We start from the raw sequence: 18,529 nt of genomic DNA on the forward strand, positions 1-18,529 counted from the left end.
TTCCCAACCATCACAATATGGGCAGTTAAAGATACTTTTACCATAAAAGTTCCGGAGGTTTGGGATGTTCGGAAACTTCTCTTTTACACCAGTAGCCAGAATGACTTTTCGTGTTTTCCACTGTTTCTTCATTTCAGTTTTAACTAAAAACCCATCCTTCTCTTTCGCAATTTCTACAACTTTGTCTCTCAATGTCTGGATTGTCGGGTAGCGACTGAACTCCTGATGGGCAAGTGCTCTGAATTCTGCCGGTTTTACGCCGTCTCTTGTTATAAAGCCATGCGAGGCGTCCGTTACTTTATTGCGTGCCTCATCACTGTCAACCAACACTACATTTCTTCTAGCCCTTCCTAACACCAAAGTGGCATTTAAACCTGCTGGACCTCCCCCAACTACTGTGCAATCTATCATTCTATTTCTTTCCTCCTAACAAATCTTGTTTAAAGGTCCATTTATTTGTAAACTTCCATTAATAACATTAATCTTTCCTTCTTTTGGTTTAATCAAACCGAAAGATTACTTTTTATCTAAACGGGTACTTATCCTATTAACAGCAAACTAAGGGAGGGGTATGTGTGATTAATTCTACTTATCAATTATTTACGTTTGAAGATGATGGCACGATTCCAAATAATCCACAATTACCGGTTATTTTATATCCCGGTGTATTCAAGCATCATCCAAATGAAATCGAACCTACATTTAGATTGAATAATTGGAGAAACAGCTGGATTGATGGTGTCTTTGACTATCATCATTATCATAGCAATGCTCATGAAGTATTAGGGGTTCGCGCTGGTTCGGCAACATTAAGAATAGGAGGCAAATATGGGAAAACGGTTGAAGTCAGAACCGGTGATGTCCTCGTTTTGCCCGCGGGTACAGGACATAAAAAGTTAAAGGGTAGTAAAGATTTTGAAGTTGTCGGTGCTTACGCAGATGGCAATGGATACAACCTTAAAACCGGTGAACACAATGAAAGACCTCGAGTCTTAGATGAAATTAAGCAAGTTAAAGCCCCTTCCATGGATCCCGTGTACGGGGGTCGTGGGCCAGTACTTGATCGATGGATACAAGAATAGCTAAGAACTTGGAGCAACCTAAAAAAGCATTCATCACGCGAAATTCATGTGATGAATGCTTTTATTCGTAGTAGTTATCTATATTACTTTTTAAAACGATAAGGAACGGTCGTAACAACTACATCTCTTCGGTAAAGCAGGATGGATCTGATTAATAAACTTGACTGATTGTGAAGGGTATTATGCCACCCTTTTTTCGGAATAAATTGTGGAATCAATACGGTTACACGATGGTTCGATTCATTTGCTTTATATTCCACCGTACTAATAAATTTCGCCAATGGTTGAGTTATGCTTCTATATTGTGAATGCAAAGTCACTAGCCGAACATCAGGCTGGAATTTTTTCCACTTCTCTTGGAAAATGTGTTCATCTTTTCTCTCAAAAGATACATATACGGCAATGATTTGTGTTGGATTAAGTGATTTGGCATAGTTTAATGAGTTTTCAACTACATGCGTGATTCCTGCAACCGGCACAATAATGACATTTCCTTCTATTGGCATTGCAGGTTCACAAGTAGAAATACTTAACTGTTCACCAACAGATAGATAATGTTGTTTTATCTTATGGAAGACAAAAACGAGCAGAGGCAAAAAGATTAGAACCGCCCAAACCTGTCCGAATTTGGTGATGAAGAAAATCATCATGACCGCAAAGCTGATAAATGCTCCGACAAAGTTAGTGATTAGTTTGACCATCCAACCCTTTGGCTTTTCCCTCATCCATTTAACGAGCATCCCTGTCTGGGATAACGTAAATGGTATAAATACTCCGACTGCATAAAGCGGGATAAGTTGTTCCGTTTGTCCTTGGAAAACAATGATGAGAAGGATTGAAGTGATTCCAAGTGTGATAATCCCATTGGAATAGCCCAATCGATCGCCTCTCATTTTGAACATACTTGGAATGTATTTATCATTCGACAGGCTGAATGCCAAAAGCGGAAAAGCTGAATATCCTGTATTAGCTGCCAGTACAAGAATCAAGGCCGTCGTTCCCTGAACGAAATAATACATATAGTTTCGCCCAAAAATCTCGGAAGCCATTTGTGAAATCACAGTTTCCTCCACCTTGGGTGAAATTCCATAGAAATAAGCCAGAAAGACGATTCCGGTGAATAACAAAGCGAGCAATGAACCCATCATCACTAGGGTTTTTGCTGCGTTTTTTGCAGCAGGGTTTTTAAAGTTTGGAATTGAGTTCGAAATGGCTTCAACCCCGGTTAATGCAGAACTTCCGGATGCGAATGCTCTGAGCAATAGGAATAAAGTGAGACCCGCAACAGGTGTACCGAGCGGTGTATGCAAATCAGGTGACACATTCCCTGTGATAATGTTGAAAAGACCTACTCCAATCAGAACAAACAAAGCAATAACAAACAAATAGACTGGATACGCGAGAATGGACGCCGATTCGGTAATACCTCTTAAATTCAAGATGGTAACAAATATAACGAGTACACTGGCAATGGCCACATTATGATCGTGAAGGCTTGGGATTGCGGAAGTAATGGCATCGGTGCCTGCCGAAACACTAACTGCTACCGTCAGGATATAATCCACCAACAGCGAGCCGCCCGCAATTAACCCTGCATTTTCACCAAGATTCTCTTTCGCCACAACATATGCGCCACCACCACGTGGATAAGCAAAAATAATCTGTCTATATGATAAAATAAGTGCCATTAACAGAACAAGGACACCTACTGCAATTGGAATCGAATACCAAAACGCGATTGCCCCTACCGAAGCCAATACAATCAAAATCTGTTCCGGTCCATATGCTACAGAAGATAATGCGTCTGAAGAAAGGATGGCTAAAGCTTTTGTTTTGTTAAGCTTTTGTTCACCTAACTCCGATGATTTTAATGGACGACCGATTAAAAATCTTTTTACTGCCGACAACATGTTTTCCACTTCTTTCTTTGATGAGCCGCCGTTTGGACAGCCTTAGATGCACTGCAAATTCCTGTAAAAGAACAACAAAAAAGCCCGCTAGGCATAGGGAAAGGGCCTAGTGGGCTTAATAACATTCTCACTAGTTCGTATTTCTCTCTCATAACGCTTACGGAGTTAGCTGTCGGGTTTGGGCTAAAAGAGTAGCCCTACCTACAATAGTAGGATTCACCCCAAGCGGCAAAGAGAAGCCACAATAATGGGTTCCCCGTTCCAAATGGATTAAGCGATTTAGAAATATGAAACTGAAGATTATAGTACTCCCATATAAACAACTTGTAAATATAAATTTTATAGCTTTATAAAATGTCTTAATTTTGTTAGTTTATGCGTTTAAAAAATATACTCATGCAACAATCGTCCATTATTACTTTAAATAACAAAATTTTATTGGCCTATACGGAATATAGGACAAGCACAAGCGTATGACAAACAACGTTATGCATTATGTTTTAAAAGACCCAATAAAAAAAGGACCAGATACTTTGATCTGGTCCATCTTTTTAATCTTATTAATGAGTTCCCGCGTGTTGGATAGACGATGGTGCATACGAATTCACAATGGCCATCGTGTCTTGTTGTGCAAGTTGTGGCACTTGGTAATAATGGTGTTTGTTTTGATAAATGGAAGCTTCATATGCCATTTCAATACAGTTCGGCACCGAGTCTGCAAGTACTCGACGAACTACGGGGTTAGTGGTTTCTAAGGCAGACATTGCTTTTAGAGAGGCACCTGATTTGTGCACACCCAGCATGAAGCCTGAGATAATTTCATCTGTTAACTCTGCACCAGATTGAATCGGTTTCTTCGGTTGCGAAGGTTTTAAACCAAAAATGAAATCATTATCTTGTTTCATCATGTATTTTTGAGTTGTTTTAGACGGGTCCATACCTGTTTTAAAACATTCTGCTGTAATGTTGTATTCCTCTTGCATGAAGCTGAATTGTCTATCCAACATCGTTAATAATTCCTGATCTTGAATATGAGGGCGTAATAAAGTGAATTGGTTTAATCCCGCAACAGAAGCAGATAATACTTCATGAACATCAAACAGTTCGTGACCACCATGATTCATTTGTGGTGGCACTGGACCTGTATGCATATTTTCGTGCATTTGACCTTGTGGATTTTGAGTCATTTATCAATTTCCTCCTTGTTTCATTTAATGTGCATCAGAATTAGTGTGCATCGAAAAGGAGTTTTTATTCAAAATGAGTGGACTATGACACATAAAAACTGAATTTTTTCGAATACTGTAATAAAAAACGTGCAGAAGGATTAATTAATCCACTGCACGTTTTCGATCTATATTTTTTTATTCTTCTTCGGTTAGTTTTCTTTTACGGAACTTCCCTAAGAATTCATAAACTACAGGTACAATAATTAAAGTCAATAAAGTTGAACTGGTAAGACCGCCAATAACCGTTACACCCAATCCTTTGGAAATCAACCCGCTACCTTCAGCTCCAATCGCCAATGGAATCAATGCGCCGATAGTTGCAATTGCCGTCATCAGAATTGGTCGTAATCTCGTTACGCCGGCTTCCAAGATAGCATCGCGTGTACTTAAGCCTTCTTTTTCTTTATGAATAACCCGATCAATCAATACAATTGCATTCGTTACAACGATACCAATGAGCATAAGAGCTCCAAGCATCGTGGAAATACTGATTGTTTCGCCTGCGATTAGCAAGGCAATTAAAGCTCCACTGATTGTGAATGGTAACGAGAACAAGATAGCAAACGGTGCAACCGCTCCTCCAAATGTGATAACCAGAATAAGGTACACGATGGCAATTGCCGCTAACATAGCCAAACCAAGCTGTGTAAACGACTCTTGCATATCAGCTGTTACTCCTGCTGTTTCAATACTCACATTCGCTGGAAGTTCTAGTTGATCGACTTTCTCTTGAACCTCTTTTGATTCTTTTGAGACATCATCGGTCGTTATTTTACCCTTCACACTTGCATAAATCTGTCCATCTCTTCTTGTAACAGTATCAGATGTTTTACCATCATTCACTGTCACAACATCTTTAACAGGTACTTGCATGCCAAGTGGAGAAGGAATTGTTCTATTTAATAACTCTTCCAATGACTCCGGTTTTTCTTTTGTAGAATCAATGAACACTTCAAACTTCTCGCCATCTTGTTCAATCGTTGCCAGCACTTCACGCTGTACATTTGGATTGAGCGCCATCCCTACTTGAGCGGTCGTTAATCCGAATTGAGCAAGTTTCGCTTGGTCTGCCACTAAAGTATGTTCTTCATAAGACTCTGCAAGCGTTGACCCTACGTTATTTATATTTTTACTTTCATTTAAAATTTCTTCTATGTCACGAATAACAGGTTCAATCATTTTCAAATCTTTACCGTATACATAGTAGCTAATTTCATTACTACTGCCACTTGTTGCAAAGTCTTGAGATTTCCATTCCCCTGCAAAGTTAAAATTTTGAACTTCTTTCATTGCTTCTTCTTTTTCTAACGAAAACTCTGGTGTGTCATTATCATAAATAACATACATTAATGCCCCATTATTTTGTCCAGGCATCATTGGATTTTCCCCACCGATTGAAACTTGAACACTTTCTACATCTTTACGATCAATGAAGAACGACTCGATTTCTGTAACTGTTTCATCTACATCTTCTCTCGTTTCACCTGGTTTAGGTGTATACGTAATATACATCATTTTTTYATCTTCTTCAGGCATGAAACTTGTTCCGACTAATGGAACTAAAGCTAAGCTGCCGACGAAAAGTACAATTGCCAGTACTGTGGTAATCAGTTTATGATTTAGTGTCCAATTAAGAATTGAACGGTAAACACCAGCTATTTTTCCTGGTTTCTCAGGATCATGTATATGTTTGTCGCCTAATCCTTTTTTAAATAGCGAATGGGATAACATCGGTACGAGCGTAATGGCAACTAATAGTGAAGCCAGTAGCGCAAATACAATTGTTAATGCGAATGGTAAGAATAATTCGCCCACCATTCCTCCTACCAAACCAATTGGTAAAAATACGGCAATTGTTACAAGTGTTGAYGATAGGATTGGCACAAACATTTCTTTTGTTGCTTCTCGAATTAAAGTCTTCCCTTTTAACTGCTCTGTCGGGGATGCCATTCTTCGATAAATGTTTTCGACGACAACGATTGAATCATCAATTACTCGCCCAATAGCGACGGTTAGAGCTCCTAAAGTCATCATGTTTAATGTGATATCCATTTGTTTAATCAGTAATACTGCGATTAACAATGATAATGGAATGGATAAAATTGCGATTAGGGTTGAACGGATATTTCTTAGGAATAGTAAAATGATCAATACAGCAAAACCAGCACCAAATAATGCCTTGCTCAGCATCGTTTCTACTGATTTCTCGATTGGTTCCCCTTGGTCAAATGTAAAAATGATTTCGGAGTCAGCATTTTCCTTTTCAAACGCCTTTACTTCTTCTTTCATTAAATTGACAACATCAACCGTATTTGCCCCTTGAGACTTTACAACTTGAACAGCAATCGAATCTTGACCATTGGTACGAGAAATTGATTCCGCTTTTCCAACGAGTTCAATCTCCGCCACTTCGCTTAATGCCACCATTGAAGGTTTAGAAGAGGCTGTATCTGGACTGGTTGGGACAACCGGAATTTGAATTTTTTTCAGGTCATCAATCGTTGTAATATCTCCGTCAACAACGACAGATTGTTCTTTCCCTTCAAATGGGAATAACCCTAACGGGAATGTAATGTCAGAGCCTTTTACGATCCCTTTTACCATCTCTTCAGTCAGTCCATATTGAGCTAACTTATCTTGATTGAATCTAAAGCTGACTTCATTTAGGTGCTGACCAGTGACAGCGACGGAAGACACACCTTCAATTCCTTCGAGTGTAGGCACGAGATTCGTTTCTACATTCTCCGTAAGTTCAGCAAGTGTATCTTGTTCACTTGAAACACTAATCGCAGCGATAGGAAATGCATTGATGCTTATACGCGCGACTTTAGGCTCTTGTGCACCTGTTGGAAGTGGAATATTTTTAAGAGCCGCAGCTACTTCTGCTTCTGCTTCTTTCATATCTGTTCCAAATTCAAACTCAATTTGGAGTGAGGATGCATTCTGATAAGAAGAAGACATGACCATCTTAACGCCTTCTAAATTTCGCACTGCTTTTTCATACGGTTCTGACAGTTCATTGACTACCTGGTCAGGAGTCGCACCTGGATAAATAGTCGTTGCCGTAACTACAGGAACCGTGATATCCGGGATTGTTTCAAGTTTCATTTGTAACCCTGCTGTTAAGCCGGCTACTATTATAACAATGGTCATTAACCATACTGCAAATTTGTTCTTCAACACAAAATTAATGATGTGGTTCATTGTGTCAGTTCACTTCCACCCTGCTTTATTTGACCAACCGGTCATAATCAATCATAATACTACTGACTGGTCATTCAAAGGTCAACTATTAACCTATAATTTTACATCGTTTTTTCGGAAAAGGAGCTTAGATATGACAAATAAGAAACAATTAATCATTGAAAAGGCTCATCACTTATTCGCCTCAAAAGGATTTGAATCAACATCCATTCAAGAAATTACCGATGCTTGTGGTATCTCCAAAGGTTCTTTTTACTTATCTTTTAAATCCAAAGATGAATTGCTTGTTTCGATTTTTGAATATTTTTTCAGTAAAATATCGAAAAGATTTACAGAGCTTGACACCATACAACGAGTTTCTCCCAAAGAAAAATTCCATCAGTTATTAGTCATACAATTTGAAGAAATTGAACGCCATGCAGACTTTATCTTGATGCAAATTCGAGAACAGACAAATCCTTTGAACAAAGATATGAAAGAGCTGTTAGCTTCCATGCAGGAACAACATCATACGATTTTGCACAAAATTTTTGTGGAGGCTTATGGTAAAGATGTTCAACCGTATGTTGCAGATCTAATCGTCATGGTAAAAGGGCTCATTCATGGCTATATCGAAATCATCCTGACTCATCGTCAACAATTGGATACCAATGAATTATCTGTTTTTATCCAAGAACGAATAGATGATCTAGTGTCGTCCCTTATATCCAAACAACCACAACCTTTTTTAAGTCTTCCTATGTTAGATAAGAATTTATTGCAAAATGTATCTCAAAATCCGCCCAAACAAGTCCTCCTTCAGGAAATCCTTGAGTGTAGGAACAGCACAATCGATAATGATATACTCGTCACGCTGGATGTAATTGCTGAAGAACTAAAAAAAGACAAGCCCCGAACCCCTGTCATTAAAGGAATGTTAGCTAATTTGGCAGAGGATAAGGATATGCTTACATTGCAGCAAAAGTTGATGACTTACGTAACGAATCAAACTGATTGAAAATTCAACACCCTACCACTCTATTCTTCAAATACATGCGAAGAACAAAAAAGACTTGTCGTTTATGACAAGTCTGATTTGTTACCTCTATAGATTGATGGCTAGCTATACATACACATCATTTTTTATACAATGCCATCTTCTTTTAACACCAGTTCAAATTTATCTACTACTTCTTTATCATAGTGAGTGACCGATAGTTTTTTCAATTCTTCCAGAGCGTATTGAGCACTGAACGCTTTACGATACGCACGGTCTTCCGTCATTGCATCGAATGTATCACTGACAGCAATAATGCGAGCTTCGAGGAGTATTTCATCATCTTTCAATCCCTTTGGATAGCCGCTTCCGTTTAAACGTTCATGGTGTTGCTCAATAATAGGCGCAATATCTTCGTAAACGCTGCCTTTTATCATCTCTGCCCCATCGGATGGATGTTTTTTTATCACTTCATATTCTTCAGAAGTCAGTTTATCGGGTTTATTCAATATATCTTTTGGAATATGAATTTTTCCAATGTCATGTAAAAAAGAGGCCGTTGCAAGATTCTCCAATTGTTCTTCATTTAATTTAAATTTTCTAGCTATTTTTAATGCATAAGTAGCAACTCGATCACTATGCATATATGTATGTCGATCCATTAATTCAACCTGTTTGACAATCTCCATTAAAGAAGATATTTCTTTACTTAAATGCACAAAAGTTGGCTCCGTTATTACCCATAAGAAGGTAACGTCAGATAAGGCTGTAAAATGAATAGGCTCAGTTATTCCTTTAACTGTGAAGGAATCATGAGGGCCGAGTACAACTCTTTCGCCATCCTGTTCACAGATAACTTCTCCAGATAATATTAAATAAAATTCCATAACTTCTGGATTTTCAGCCGGGTAAATGTAGAACAATCTGTCCTTCTCAATAGATTGAAGCAATACTTCAACCCCGTCTCCATCTGCTATTAAGCTTATTTCATTTTTGTCATATTCAACTTTATCTAGGAACGTGCCTCTTTTCCCAATACTAAAACCTTTCATACCAAAATCTCCTCTATGCAAACTTATCAAAAAAATGAGCTCTATAAAAGAACTCATTTTTCTAATTATACCAATATTTAAATAAATGAATAGAGGTTTATTAAATAATAATTGCGGTGTTTTAGTGCCCACCAATTCCAATTACGCGAATCGGATCAATCCAAACCAAACGGTGTGCAAAGCGTACCAGAACCCAAGAACATTCTGCTTCTATTCCAGCTTCAGCAGATAGTGCAATAGTATCTGCTGACATTTTAAGTGTTTCATTATATACATCGTCAATAATCACATCAAGGTTAGCATTATATGCTTTTGTTAATTGAAGGAATTCAGATGCACTTTTACTTTTACGAATGTCCTTCAAGTATTGAGTTTGTAGATCATCTGCTGCTTTAACACCTTCTTCAATCTTTACATCGATTGCGTTGTTTGTGGATTCGATAAGCTCAAGTGCTTTCAAAACAGAATTATCATATTCTGCTGCAGAAGCATTTGTTCCTAAGCTAAAGAATAATGATACCGCAAATAAAATTGCTAATAGTTTTCTCATGTCTTATTCTCTCCCCAAAACTATGTTTTTTGTGGTATATACATAATACAATTGGTAAAATGTTACCTATGTAATAATGTCAAACTAATTTGAATCTTTCTGTTAGTATAACTCTATTAAACTTATCTGACTACAGTTTTTGTAATTTTTTGTAATATCCGCCCGCTTTTTGCAGTAAAACAACAGCATGATGCTCACATTCCGAACATAAATCCGTGCAATGCACCCAATAAGGTGAAAATCACTAAATGATCTCCAATAGCTACCATCAAAGATTGATTCGTCATAAGTCCAAACAATCTATTTTTTATGTATACCAGTGTGATGATAAGCCCTACCATAAACCCTACGAGTATCCCTGGTCCAAATCCTTCAGCACCTGTTGCTTGTACAAAGATAGCGATGATGAATGAGCTAATGAAAGCTACAATCCCCGAAAAGATATACTTCATTGGCCCTTCAATTTCATTGTGTTTCTTCTCAGAATGTTTATCTCCACCCAATCTAATGGAGTAGTAAACGCCTCCATACACCATATACAATAAACCACCAATAATAATTGCGAGTACATTCAATTCGTTCCAATCAATCAACATAAAGAGCCCCCTTTAACAACTAAATTCAATTTTTTCTAGTATAATTCCTGCATGCTCTCATCTTTTGCATCCATTATTTTCATCTTATCTCATGGGATAATGGGTATCCATATATTTAGTAGGCATCATTCACATCTTCCACATAATCTTTAGGGATATTATATAGAAGAAACCCTCTTTTTTCCGCAATATCTTCGGCTAAAGAATAAGCTTGTCTTTCTCCTGCGCTTGTTCCAACAAAAAAWAACCTTCAAATGAAATATTTCTGAAGGAAGGTTAAGTGTTGAATCATATGAACTGTCTAAGCGTCGCTTTCAGCCCATGAAAAAGGTGGATTTCCCCAACAAATTCCATCGATATGGGGCCGTCTCTAAATAAACCGACTCCAACCCATTAATTTGAACTTTCTTTATTAAAGTGCACACCACTTACTCACTCCGCCTTCATGAAAAGGATACGTACCTGCTGTTGTGACCAATACGGTTAGATTTTTCATTCATTTCACCAGTTTCTTTACACAAAATTTTATTTGGGAACTTGATCTTGATAATAGGCTACTGTTTCTTTCAAGCCTATTTCAAAACTAGGTCGAGGTTCCCATTGCAGGAACTCCCTTGCCTTGTCGAAGGATAAAGAACTGTCCTTAATATCCCCGGCTCTAGGATCTGTGTAAGTGATGTCTAATGGCTGATGAATCGATTCTTGCAAAATGGAAAGCAGTTTATTTAACGAAATGGGCTGGTTCGTACTGATATTAAACGCTCCACTACCACCAAATGCTACTGCCTGTATGTTTGCTTTTGCCACATCCTTCACAAAAATGAAATCCCTTGTCTGGCTACCGTCACCATAAACGGTGACCCCTGTATTACGAATGGCTTGATTGATGAAAATACTCACAACACCTGCCTCGCCAAGCATATTCTGTCTCATACCATAGACATTGCTATAGCGAAGGATCATGTAAGGCAATCCGTACAGTTGATGGAATAAGTGAATGTACTGCTCGGCGGAATATTTGGACTGTCCATAAAAAGAAATGGGCAAAATACGATGTTCTTCTTTCAACGGCATCTCTTTTGCCGAGCCATATACCGCTGCTGATGAAGCATATACTAGTTTGGAAACCTTGTACTTTGCGCAAAGCTTCAATATATTTAACGTTCCTAACGTATTAATCTCGCAATCGGTCAAAGGTTGTTGTGTTGAAAACTCCACAGACACTTGTGCTGCTTGATGTATGACGACTTCTGGATTGTGCATGCGAAAAACCTGTTCCAAGGTATCGGAACGAATATCGATATTGTAAAAAGGCACACTTTTCGGCACAAAGCTCAAATTGCCTGTGCTCAAGTCATCGACTACAATGGGCTCCCATCCGATATTCATTACTTCTTCTACAATAAAAGAACCTATAAAGCCCGCACCACCGGTTACCAATACTTTCATAACATCACCATTTCTTTTTGTGTTTGGTTTTATCCTATGCCACTTATAGTAGTCACATTCCAGTTACGATAAGAAAGCTAGTAGTTTTATATGTTTTAACAAAACAATCAAAATTACAGAAAAAGACTGCTTCTTGAATAGACACCAGAACGGCTCCTTATATGGTAAAACTATCCAACTACACATAACGATGTTATGATAAAACGAATAAAAATTAATATATTGGTAAGGGATTAGGAAATCCAGTCATTAGATAACAAATCATGGGTTTCGATAAAAAGTTCCTGTTCGTTCAACTATAATAGTGAAATATTCTTAAAGTGGGTGCGAATCAATGTTACGTAATGGTCATACTTTCATTATGAGTAAAATTTATTGGGTGTTATTAATCCCTGTTTTTTTATGGGTAAGCTATTATAATATTTTTTTTGGTTGGCAATTACATGACTTCAGCGTAAATGAAGCCGAAGATTTTGGTCGATATATATTTGTCTTAACTATAAGTGTTTGCCAAAGCTTTTTTTACATTTTATTAATTATGTTGGCTGTGTCTTTTTTTTTATTTAGAAATAAATATTCTTCATCATAATAGCGATTTTTTTATTGTAGGTTTTCTTACATGTTTGTTCTCATTCATAAATGGAGAGGTCCTTAATGAAGCGCAAAGGTATCAAAACAAGTAACTGAATTGGAACGATTTAAGCTTGTTACGTCCTTTTGAGGGTCAAGATTATGTTCCTGAAGGTTTTTTTATTAGAAGATATGTGGTTTTCGGGAGATGTAAGCTCAAATGCACGATAAAGAATTGTATAAGTTACCTATAAACTCTTCTTAAAAAAAGCCTGTCTCCCATTAAATTGGAGGACAGGCTTTATTATATTAATTCAAGTTACTGGCACACTAAAATTTCTCTGGAAAATATGCCTTTTTTGGCTACGCATCTGTCGATGATGTGAAAACCCGCTTCTTCAATCATGTGATCGATTGTGTCAATCGTAACGACCACGAGCTTCTTAGAAAAAGGCCGTGCATTCTTGAGGATGGATAGTTGATCCTCAGGTGTGGCATGTGTGTAGAGATTGTATGGCATATCAATAATGGTGGCATCATAGTTAGACGTCACTTCCGCGATTGGGCCAAGGTCAACATCCCCTGTTAATCCGAAATGCGCAATGTTTTCACGTGATCCTAGAACGACCAACGGATTAATATCGCGGCCGACTATATCGATTCCCATTGAAAGTGCTTCTACCAGGACAGTACCGATTCCACAGCACGGATCGATTGCTTTCACCCCATCTGGTTTTGGAACGGCAATATTTGCCACCGCACGGGCCACTCGTGTGCTAAGTGCTGTTGAATACTCACGCGGTTTTTTTAAATGGTGCAACCAAACAGCTTCACTTTTTAGGTACTCCCCAAAATACCAACGTCCATCGAATGGCACTAATCCAAATGTCATATCGGGGTGATGAACATCTGCTTCCCCTTCAATGATCATTCCAATTTCACGTTCGATTTCTCGCTTTTGTTGGTAGTCCACTTTTTCCGTTAGAGCCAAGTCATTGATTTTGACAAAAATGACTTTAAAAGTGGATTCCATCATATTTACGACTTCCACTTGCTTCAAAATATCCGAGAGCTCATCACCTTCAAAAATTACTTCTATTCGTTCTTTCATAAATGGACTTCTGCTCGGATTTATTTCATTCGAGCTTTTGATTATTTTAGTATGTGTATCCATATCAAAAAATGAACGCATTTCCAAATGACATAAAGATTCTTCGTCATTGGTGTATGCGTATGTATAAATAAATTCACCTGTTCGTTCTAGTTGATTCAAGTTATTCCCATCCTTTTTCATGCCCTTTACTTCGTGAAGAGCAGTACCTTGTTAGTATAACAACTGGTGAATATTTATGCCGGAAATGTGAAGAATAATTATAAATCGGTTTTTAATCCCTCTTTATTTTTATCGATAACTTAATAAAAAATAAATAATTTTTATCGATAAAATTATTTTAGAAAAATTTTATGAACATACATGAAGAATTGCATTTCAAGCCATACTTACTATGTACGGCCAACTTGAAAGGAGACATGATCAAATGCCAAATAACAATCAGAATTCTTCAGGTAACTCTTCAGGTAACAACAACCGAAACAAAACGAAAACACCACCAAAAACTGGGCAAACAAATGGTGCTCTAACAGGTCGAGAAGAATTCTCTCGTGAATTGACTGAAATCATTAATAAAGCCACACAATCAGGGCAAAGCCAAACTGCTCAAAAACGAAAAAATAACAAATAGTTTTTTCTCAACTCACATGAAAAGAAGCAGGATTCCTAAGGGGATGCCTGCTTCTTTTTCTATATAAAAGGCACAAATGCCTGTTTTTATTTTCCTTCATGCATTGACTTGAGATGGGTCATATTCAAATAAATAGTTTTCCCATTCCCTGTAACCAACTCCACCAAAACAGGATCGACTTGGTTCAAAATCCCGATTTTTCCGGAATCTTTTCCTAAATCAAATAGCACTATTTTCCCGATATACATTTTCATTTGCTCTTTAAACGTGTCAGCGAATGATTCGTCAGAAGAATTAAGTTGTTGACCTATCTTAATTTGATAAGGGGTTTGGTTGATATAGGGGATTAGCCATTTAAGATGGACGATTGGAATGTAAATCGTTTTAAATGCTGGCGAATCGAACACAATATAGTCTTCTTTGACATATCGGATATAACCATGTACTGTATGACTTCCGGTTAAAAAAAGTTCTACAAATTTACCAGACGCGTTCGTTAATATCTGTTTCATGGATAGCTGCTTTTCCTCTTTTTCAAACGGTGACATATCATTATTAATGTATTCTTCAGTATACGTTGTTTCCACTTTTTTTACGGAGATAAGATGCACGACTGGCAAATACACATACTGTTGACCGTTAAAAAGGACGATAATATCCGAACCTACTTCCAGAAGCTTTCCTATGATCGATTTTTTGGAGGATACTTCAACATCTATTATTTGACCTATATAAGAATCGAGACTATTCATTTATTCAACTCCTTTACTTATAAAATGAAGAGAAGCCACAAACTAACGTGACGAAAAGAGTCGCTGGAATAACCAATAATGCTGGTCTTCGGTATTTCTTTCTTAAAAAGAAGATCGATAAGTAAGTTAAGCGTCGCAATTCCAATCATGGAAGGAACGAAAGCGAAATCTCTATAGGAAATCAATCTAAACCAACCATTTTTAAACCAATTAGATTTGCTATATTACTCTCTCACCGATTGGCAAACTGGCAGACGTCGCAATAAATACTCCCGCGAATAAATTAGGCAATTTTTGATGTGTTTCAACCGAGACATGTTTACGATATGTAGGATGATTGGAGTGGTAATCAGAATACTTCCGACATTATTGAAGAAGATGGTCATTAAAAACACAATCATATACAGGAATAGTTTTAGTCCTGACCCTTTGCTTAATTAGCCAGATTAACCGCAATCCCCCAGAAAACTCCTTTACTTTCCAAAACAATACAAATGACAATTGTCGAAATGATCGTGATGGATGGTCCGCTTACCAGCCTAAATATTTCAAGAACATCACTAAATTGCACCACACCTGCAACAATAAGTAGAAGTGCTCCACAAAGTGCAGGGATGGATTCATTTATTCCCTGGGGTCTCCAAAGGATGAACAAAGTTGTGAGTGCAAAAATTGTAAATGTATTAACAAGTTCATATTTATGCATTTGGATTAATCCCATTAAAACGGAATTTCATTTATTTCTTATTATTAAGTTCAATTTGTATTGACTGCGACTGGATGATTACTTTTTCCTTTTTTGTGCTTTTCTCTTCATGCGTTTATTTCTTCGCATCATCGCAAGATACAATTCTTCTTCATACGTTAATCTTGTATAGGTTGAACTTGTATAGGTTGATGATTCTTGGTTTCCATCTGATTGCTTGCCATTTTTTGACGAGTTTTTTGATGTTTCTTGGTCTCCGTCTGATTCCTTGCCTTTTTTTGACGAGTTTTTTGATGTTTCTTGGTCTCCGTCTGATTCCTTGCCTTTTTTTGACTTTGTTTGTTGGGCATTTTCTTCTTCAGTTTGTTTGGCATTTTCTTCTTCTTCAGTTTTTTGCTCTTCTGGTTTATTAATATTTAGACTGAAATTTTTCACATGATAGTTAGCGATTCGGAAGATTTCGTTGTTAACAACCATTACTAGGTATTCATCATTGGCTTCGGTTAATAGACCTTCTATACTTTCCGGACCTTTTCTATTTATTTTAATCCAAGAGTATGTCAGATTTTTCAATAAACTATTGGTGTTGTCTGCAGTAATTTGTTCATAAACATCTTTTATTTCGTTCATTTTTAAGATTGCTTCATCTTCAGTAGCTTCGTCCGTTAACGTTTCCTCTACTTTTACTTCCTCATCTTTTACATCGACGTTATTGGTCGTGGGTATAGCGTGACTAAAACTTTTGATATGTTGTTCTTTGTAAAAAATTAATCCGTCCTGCTCAGTATGAAGAACAAAGAAGTCGTCCTTTACATCAATCAGTGTCCCAAACTTGGATTCTGGACCTTTCCCATTAATCTGGATAATTTGATCTTTGAAATGACCCGCAACTTCATTAAACTTGGCTGCTTTAACTAGGTAATTGGAATCATATACTCTTAAAATAGAATTAAATCGAATCTGGGAATTTTCTTTAATACTTTTAATGTGAGCGGTTTTGTAATAAATAATTTCGCCATCTTCTTTTTGCAGGGTTAAATAATCATCGTTGACATCCAGTAAAACGCCTACATTTGAATCGGGACCACCTTTGTAAACTTGAACTGACCTTCCAACTAATGAGATTAAATACTCATCTTTCATCCCGTTTTCCCCTTTCTTCTGTCTTGTCATTGCAAAACAAATAAAAATGCCTCATTAATTTTATTTAGGGCAAATTATTAAGTTTATGATTATGTATATGTCTACTCCTTCCATTGTGCATAGGTGAATTAATCAATTATTATCGTGCTGTTTTTGATTGCGTTCCTAATTCAAAGGAATGGYGACTAAATTGTAGAATATATACTCATAATTTAATTGGAGGTTTCGCAGTGGAAAATGCAATTTTTATATCAACTGAAATTAATTCCTTCATTACTTGAAGAATCAAATTGGACTGATAAAGAAAATAATATCGTTCAGCATCACTTCGAAGAGTTACAGCAATTACAAAAAACAGGTGAAAAAACGACCCCGCAATGAAAGAAGGCATAATGGAGGCTAAGTTGTTTCCCTATCGCGTAGCGTTAATAAAAGATTAATAGGGTATTTTTCAGTTACATCAAAATCCCCTTTTTAAGCCATACTTTCTTATATGGGGAGAGACAACCATAATTCATCAAGCAGCAATAAAAATTCGATGTCACAAACGCCGAAAGGGAATAGAAACAAAAGAGCGAAACCCAATTGGAGTGAATACCGATGAGCAATAATCGTGAAAAAGAGATTTTTTCTGACCCTGCCAATACGATTGTCAGTGTAAACGGCGTTCAAGTTTTTCTTGATAATAAGTTTGAAGATGAAACATTGAATGAGGAAATCGAAAGAGAGTACCATGTGGAAAATGAAGGGAAATCCATTATCAAGCAGCCAGAAAATAAACAGCATTAATCAAACGAACCACCTTTTATTCGTGTAAAAGGTGGTTCGTTTCATTTTGTTTTCACTCTGTACATCCAATGGTGCGTTGATTTCAGTCGCTAACGTATATGATATTCGTTGCCCTTTTTTGATACAGAAACTTTTCCCTAATCCTCATAAAAAGAAAGGCACGTGGGAATACTTCTTATAGCGATTTAAAATAGGAGGATATTTAATTTGGAAACGATAGAAAACTCATTATCCATTTTCGCCCTTGGCGGCGTAAATGAAATCGGAAAAAACATGTATGTCCTGCAAGTTGAGAACGATATCGTAGTCATCGACTGCGGATCTAAATTTCCAGATGAAAGCTTACTTGGCATAGATTTAATCATTCAAGATATTTCCTATTTACAGGAAAACAAGGAAAAGGTTCGTGCTTTAATCGTCACGCATGGTCATGAAGATCATATTGGGGGCATCCCATACTTATTAAAACAATTGAACATGCCGATTTATGCCACAAGAATGACGTTGGGATTAATTGAAATCAAGTTGAAAGAACATGGACTATTACGGCAAACTGAAATGAATTTGATTAATTCCAAGTCAAAAATCAACTTCAATGCCATTACATGTACTTTCTTTAAAACAAACCACAGCATCCCAGATTGTTTAGGAATTGCCTTTCACACACCTGAGGGTACGGTTGTTCATACCGGGGACTTTAAATTCGATTTAACTCCAGTGAATAATGAATATGCGGACATTCATGAAATGGCTGAAATCGGCAAGAATGGTGTTCTTGT

General features: G+C 37.1%; 19 protein-coding genes and 1 riboswitch. Of the genes, 6 read left to right on the top strand and 13 right to left on the bottom strand.

Features of this window, described 5'->3' with window-relative positions; translation table 11 throughout:
- A partial coding sequence (locus AC1DSB_RS03650; protein ID WP_477585779.1) for an NAD(P)/FAD-dependent oxidoreductase occupies positions 1–411 on the bottom strand: 411 nt, incomplete at its 3' end.
- A gap of 164 nt (positions 412–575) precedes the next feature.
- Here AC1DSB_RS03650 and AC1DSB_RS03655 point away from each other — a divergent pair.
- On the top strand, positions 576–1,082 hold the full coding sequence (locus AC1DSB_RS03655; protein WP_477531458.1) for a cupin domain-containing protein: 507 nt from the start codon (positions 576–578) through the stop codon (positions 1,080–1,082).
- Positions 1,083–1,165: 83 nt separating this feature from the next.
- Here the strand turns inward: AC1DSB_RS03655 and AC1DSB_RS03660 are convergent, their stop codons facing one another.
- The 3 genes from AC1DSB_RS03660 to AC1DSB_RS03670 all read right to left on the bottom strand — a co-directional run bounded on the left by AC1DSB_RS03660 (position 1,166) and on the right by AC1DSB_RS03670 (position 7,425).
- A complete protein-coding gene (locus AC1DSB_RS03660) occupies positions 1,166–2,992 on the bottom strand; it encodes an APC family permease (protein WP_477531459.1) in 1,827 nt (608 codons plus the stop codon).
- Between the two features lie 138 nt (positions 2,993–3,130).
- Positions 3,131–3,279, bottom strand: a riboswitch (cyclic di-AMP (ydaO/yuaA leader).
- 273 nt (positions 3,280–3,552) lie between these two features.
- Positions 3,553–4,179, bottom strand: coding sequence for a spore coat protein (locus AC1DSB_RS03665; RefSeq protein ID WP_016428826.1), 627 nt, complete (start codon positions 4,177–4,179; stop codon positions 3,553–3,555).
- Positions 4,180–4,356: 177 nt separating this feature from the next.
- Positions 4,357–7,425, bottom strand: coding sequence for an efflux RND transporter permease subunit (locus tag AC1DSB_RS03670; RefSeq protein ID WP_477585781.1), 3,069 nt, complete (start codon positions 7,423–7,425; stop codon positions 4,357–4,359).
- A gap of 133 nt (positions 7,426–7,558) precedes the next feature.
- Between AC1DSB_RS03670 and AC1DSB_RS03675 the strand changes: the two genes are divergently transcribed.
- Positions 7,559–8,422, top strand: a complete 864-nt coding sequence (locus AC1DSB_RS03675; protein ID WP_477531461.1) for a TetR/AcrR family transcriptional regulator — start codon at positions 7,559–7,561, stop codon at positions 8,420–8,422.
- A 125-nt stretch (positions 8,423–8,547) separates the two neighbouring features.
- Here the strand turns inward: AC1DSB_RS03675 and AC1DSB_RS03680 are convergent, their stop codons facing one another.
- From AC1DSB_RS03680 to AC1DSB_RS03705, 6 genes are all read right to left on the bottom strand, one after another.
- Positions 8,548–9,453: an HD-GYP domain-containing protein gene (locus AC1DSB_RS03680; RefSeq protein WP_477531462.1), complete on the bottom strand. Its 906-nt coding sequence runs from the start codon at positions 9,451–9,453 to the stop codon at positions 8,548–8,550.
- Positions 9,454–9,574: 121 nt separating this feature from the next.
- Entirely contained in the window at positions 9,575–10,003 is a 429-nt protein-coding gene (locus AC1DSB_RS03685; protein WP_477531463.1) for a hypothetical protein, read from the bottom strand.
- 194 nt (positions 10,004–10,197) lie between these two features.
- Complete coding sequence (locus AC1DSB_RS03690) at positions 10,198–10,599, bottom strand: DUF1761 domain-containing protein (protein ID WP_477531464.1); 402 nt, start codon at positions 10,597–10,599, stop codon at positions 10,198–10,200.
- Positions 10,600–11,011: 412 nt separating this feature from the next.
- A complete protein-coding gene (locus tag AC1DSB_RS03695) occupies positions 11,012–11,095 on the bottom strand; it encodes a DUF3492 domain-containing protein (RefSeq protein WP_477531473.1) in 84 nt (27 codons plus the stop codon).
- A 29-nt stretch (positions 11,096–11,124) separates the two neighbouring features.
- Positions 11,125–12,048: an NAD-dependent epimerase/dehydratase family protein gene (locus AC1DSB_RS03700; RefSeq protein ID WP_477531465.1), complete on the bottom strand. Its 924-nt coding sequence runs from the start codon at positions 12,046–12,048 to the stop codon at positions 11,125–11,127.
- Positions 12,049–12,937: 889 nt separating this feature from the next.
- Complete coding sequence (locus tag AC1DSB_RS03705) at positions 12,938–13,891, bottom strand: TRM11 family SAM-dependent methyltransferase (protein WP_477531466.1); 954 nt, start codon at positions 13,889–13,891, stop codon at positions 12,938–12,940.
- Positions 13,892–14,156: 265 nt separating this feature from the next.
- Here AC1DSB_RS03705 and AC1DSB_RS03710 point away from each other — a divergent pair, with 265 nt between their 5' ends.
- On the top strand, positions 14,157–14,360 hold the full coding sequence (locus AC1DSB_RS03710; RefSeq protein WP_477531467.1) for a YfhD family protein: 204 nt from the start codon (positions 14,157–14,159) through the stop codon (positions 14,358–14,360).
- Between the two features lie 86 nt (positions 14,361–14,446).
- Here AC1DSB_RS03710 and AC1DSB_RS03715 read toward each other — a convergent pair whose 3' ends face one another.
- The 3 genes from AC1DSB_RS03715 to AC1DSB_RS03725 all read right to left on the bottom strand — a co-directional run bounded on the left by AC1DSB_RS03715 (position 14,447) and on the right by AC1DSB_RS03725 (position 16,961).
- A complete protein-coding gene (locus AC1DSB_RS03715; RefSeq protein ID WP_477531468.1) occupies positions 14,447–15,112 on the bottom strand; it encodes a DUF2642 domain-containing protein in 666 nt (221 codons plus the stop codon).
- A gap of 433 nt (positions 15,113–15,545) precedes the next feature.
- Positions 15,546–15,818, bottom strand: coding sequence for an ArsB/NhaD family transporter (locus AC1DSB_RS03720; RefSeq protein WP_477531469.1), 273 nt, complete (start codon positions 15,816–15,818; stop codon positions 15,546–15,548).
- 78 nt (positions 15,819–15,896) lie between these two features.
- Complete coding sequence (locus AC1DSB_RS03725; RefSeq protein WP_477531470.1) at positions 15,897–16,961, bottom strand: hypothetical protein; 1,065 nt, start codon at positions 16,959–16,961, stop codon at positions 15,897–15,899.
- A gap of 237 nt (positions 16,962–17,198) precedes the next feature.
- On the opposite strand from AC1DSB_RS03725, the gene AC1DSB_RS03730 reads away from it, so the two are divergent.
- The 3 genes from AC1DSB_RS03730 to AC1DSB_RS03740 all read left to right on the top strand — a co-directional run.
- Complete coding sequence (locus AC1DSB_RS03730) at positions 17,199–17,342, top strand: hypothetical protein (RefSeq protein WP_477585784.1); 144 nt, start codon at positions 17,199–17,201, stop codon at positions 17,340–17,342.
- A gap of 219 nt (positions 17,343–17,561) precedes the next feature.
- On the top strand, positions 17,562–17,750 hold the full coding sequence (locus AC1DSB_RS03735) for a hypothetical protein (protein ID WP_477532584.1): 189 nt from the start codon (positions 17,562–17,564) through the stop codon (positions 17,748–17,750).
- Between the two features lie 207 nt (positions 17,751–17,957).
- A partial coding sequence (locus tag AC1DSB_RS03740; RefSeq protein ID WP_477585786.1) for an MBL fold metallo-hydrolase occupies positions 17,958–18,529 on the top strand: 572 nt, incomplete at its 3' end.

This window comes from Paenisporosarcina sp. P4_E4_2, from assembly GCF_056401595.1.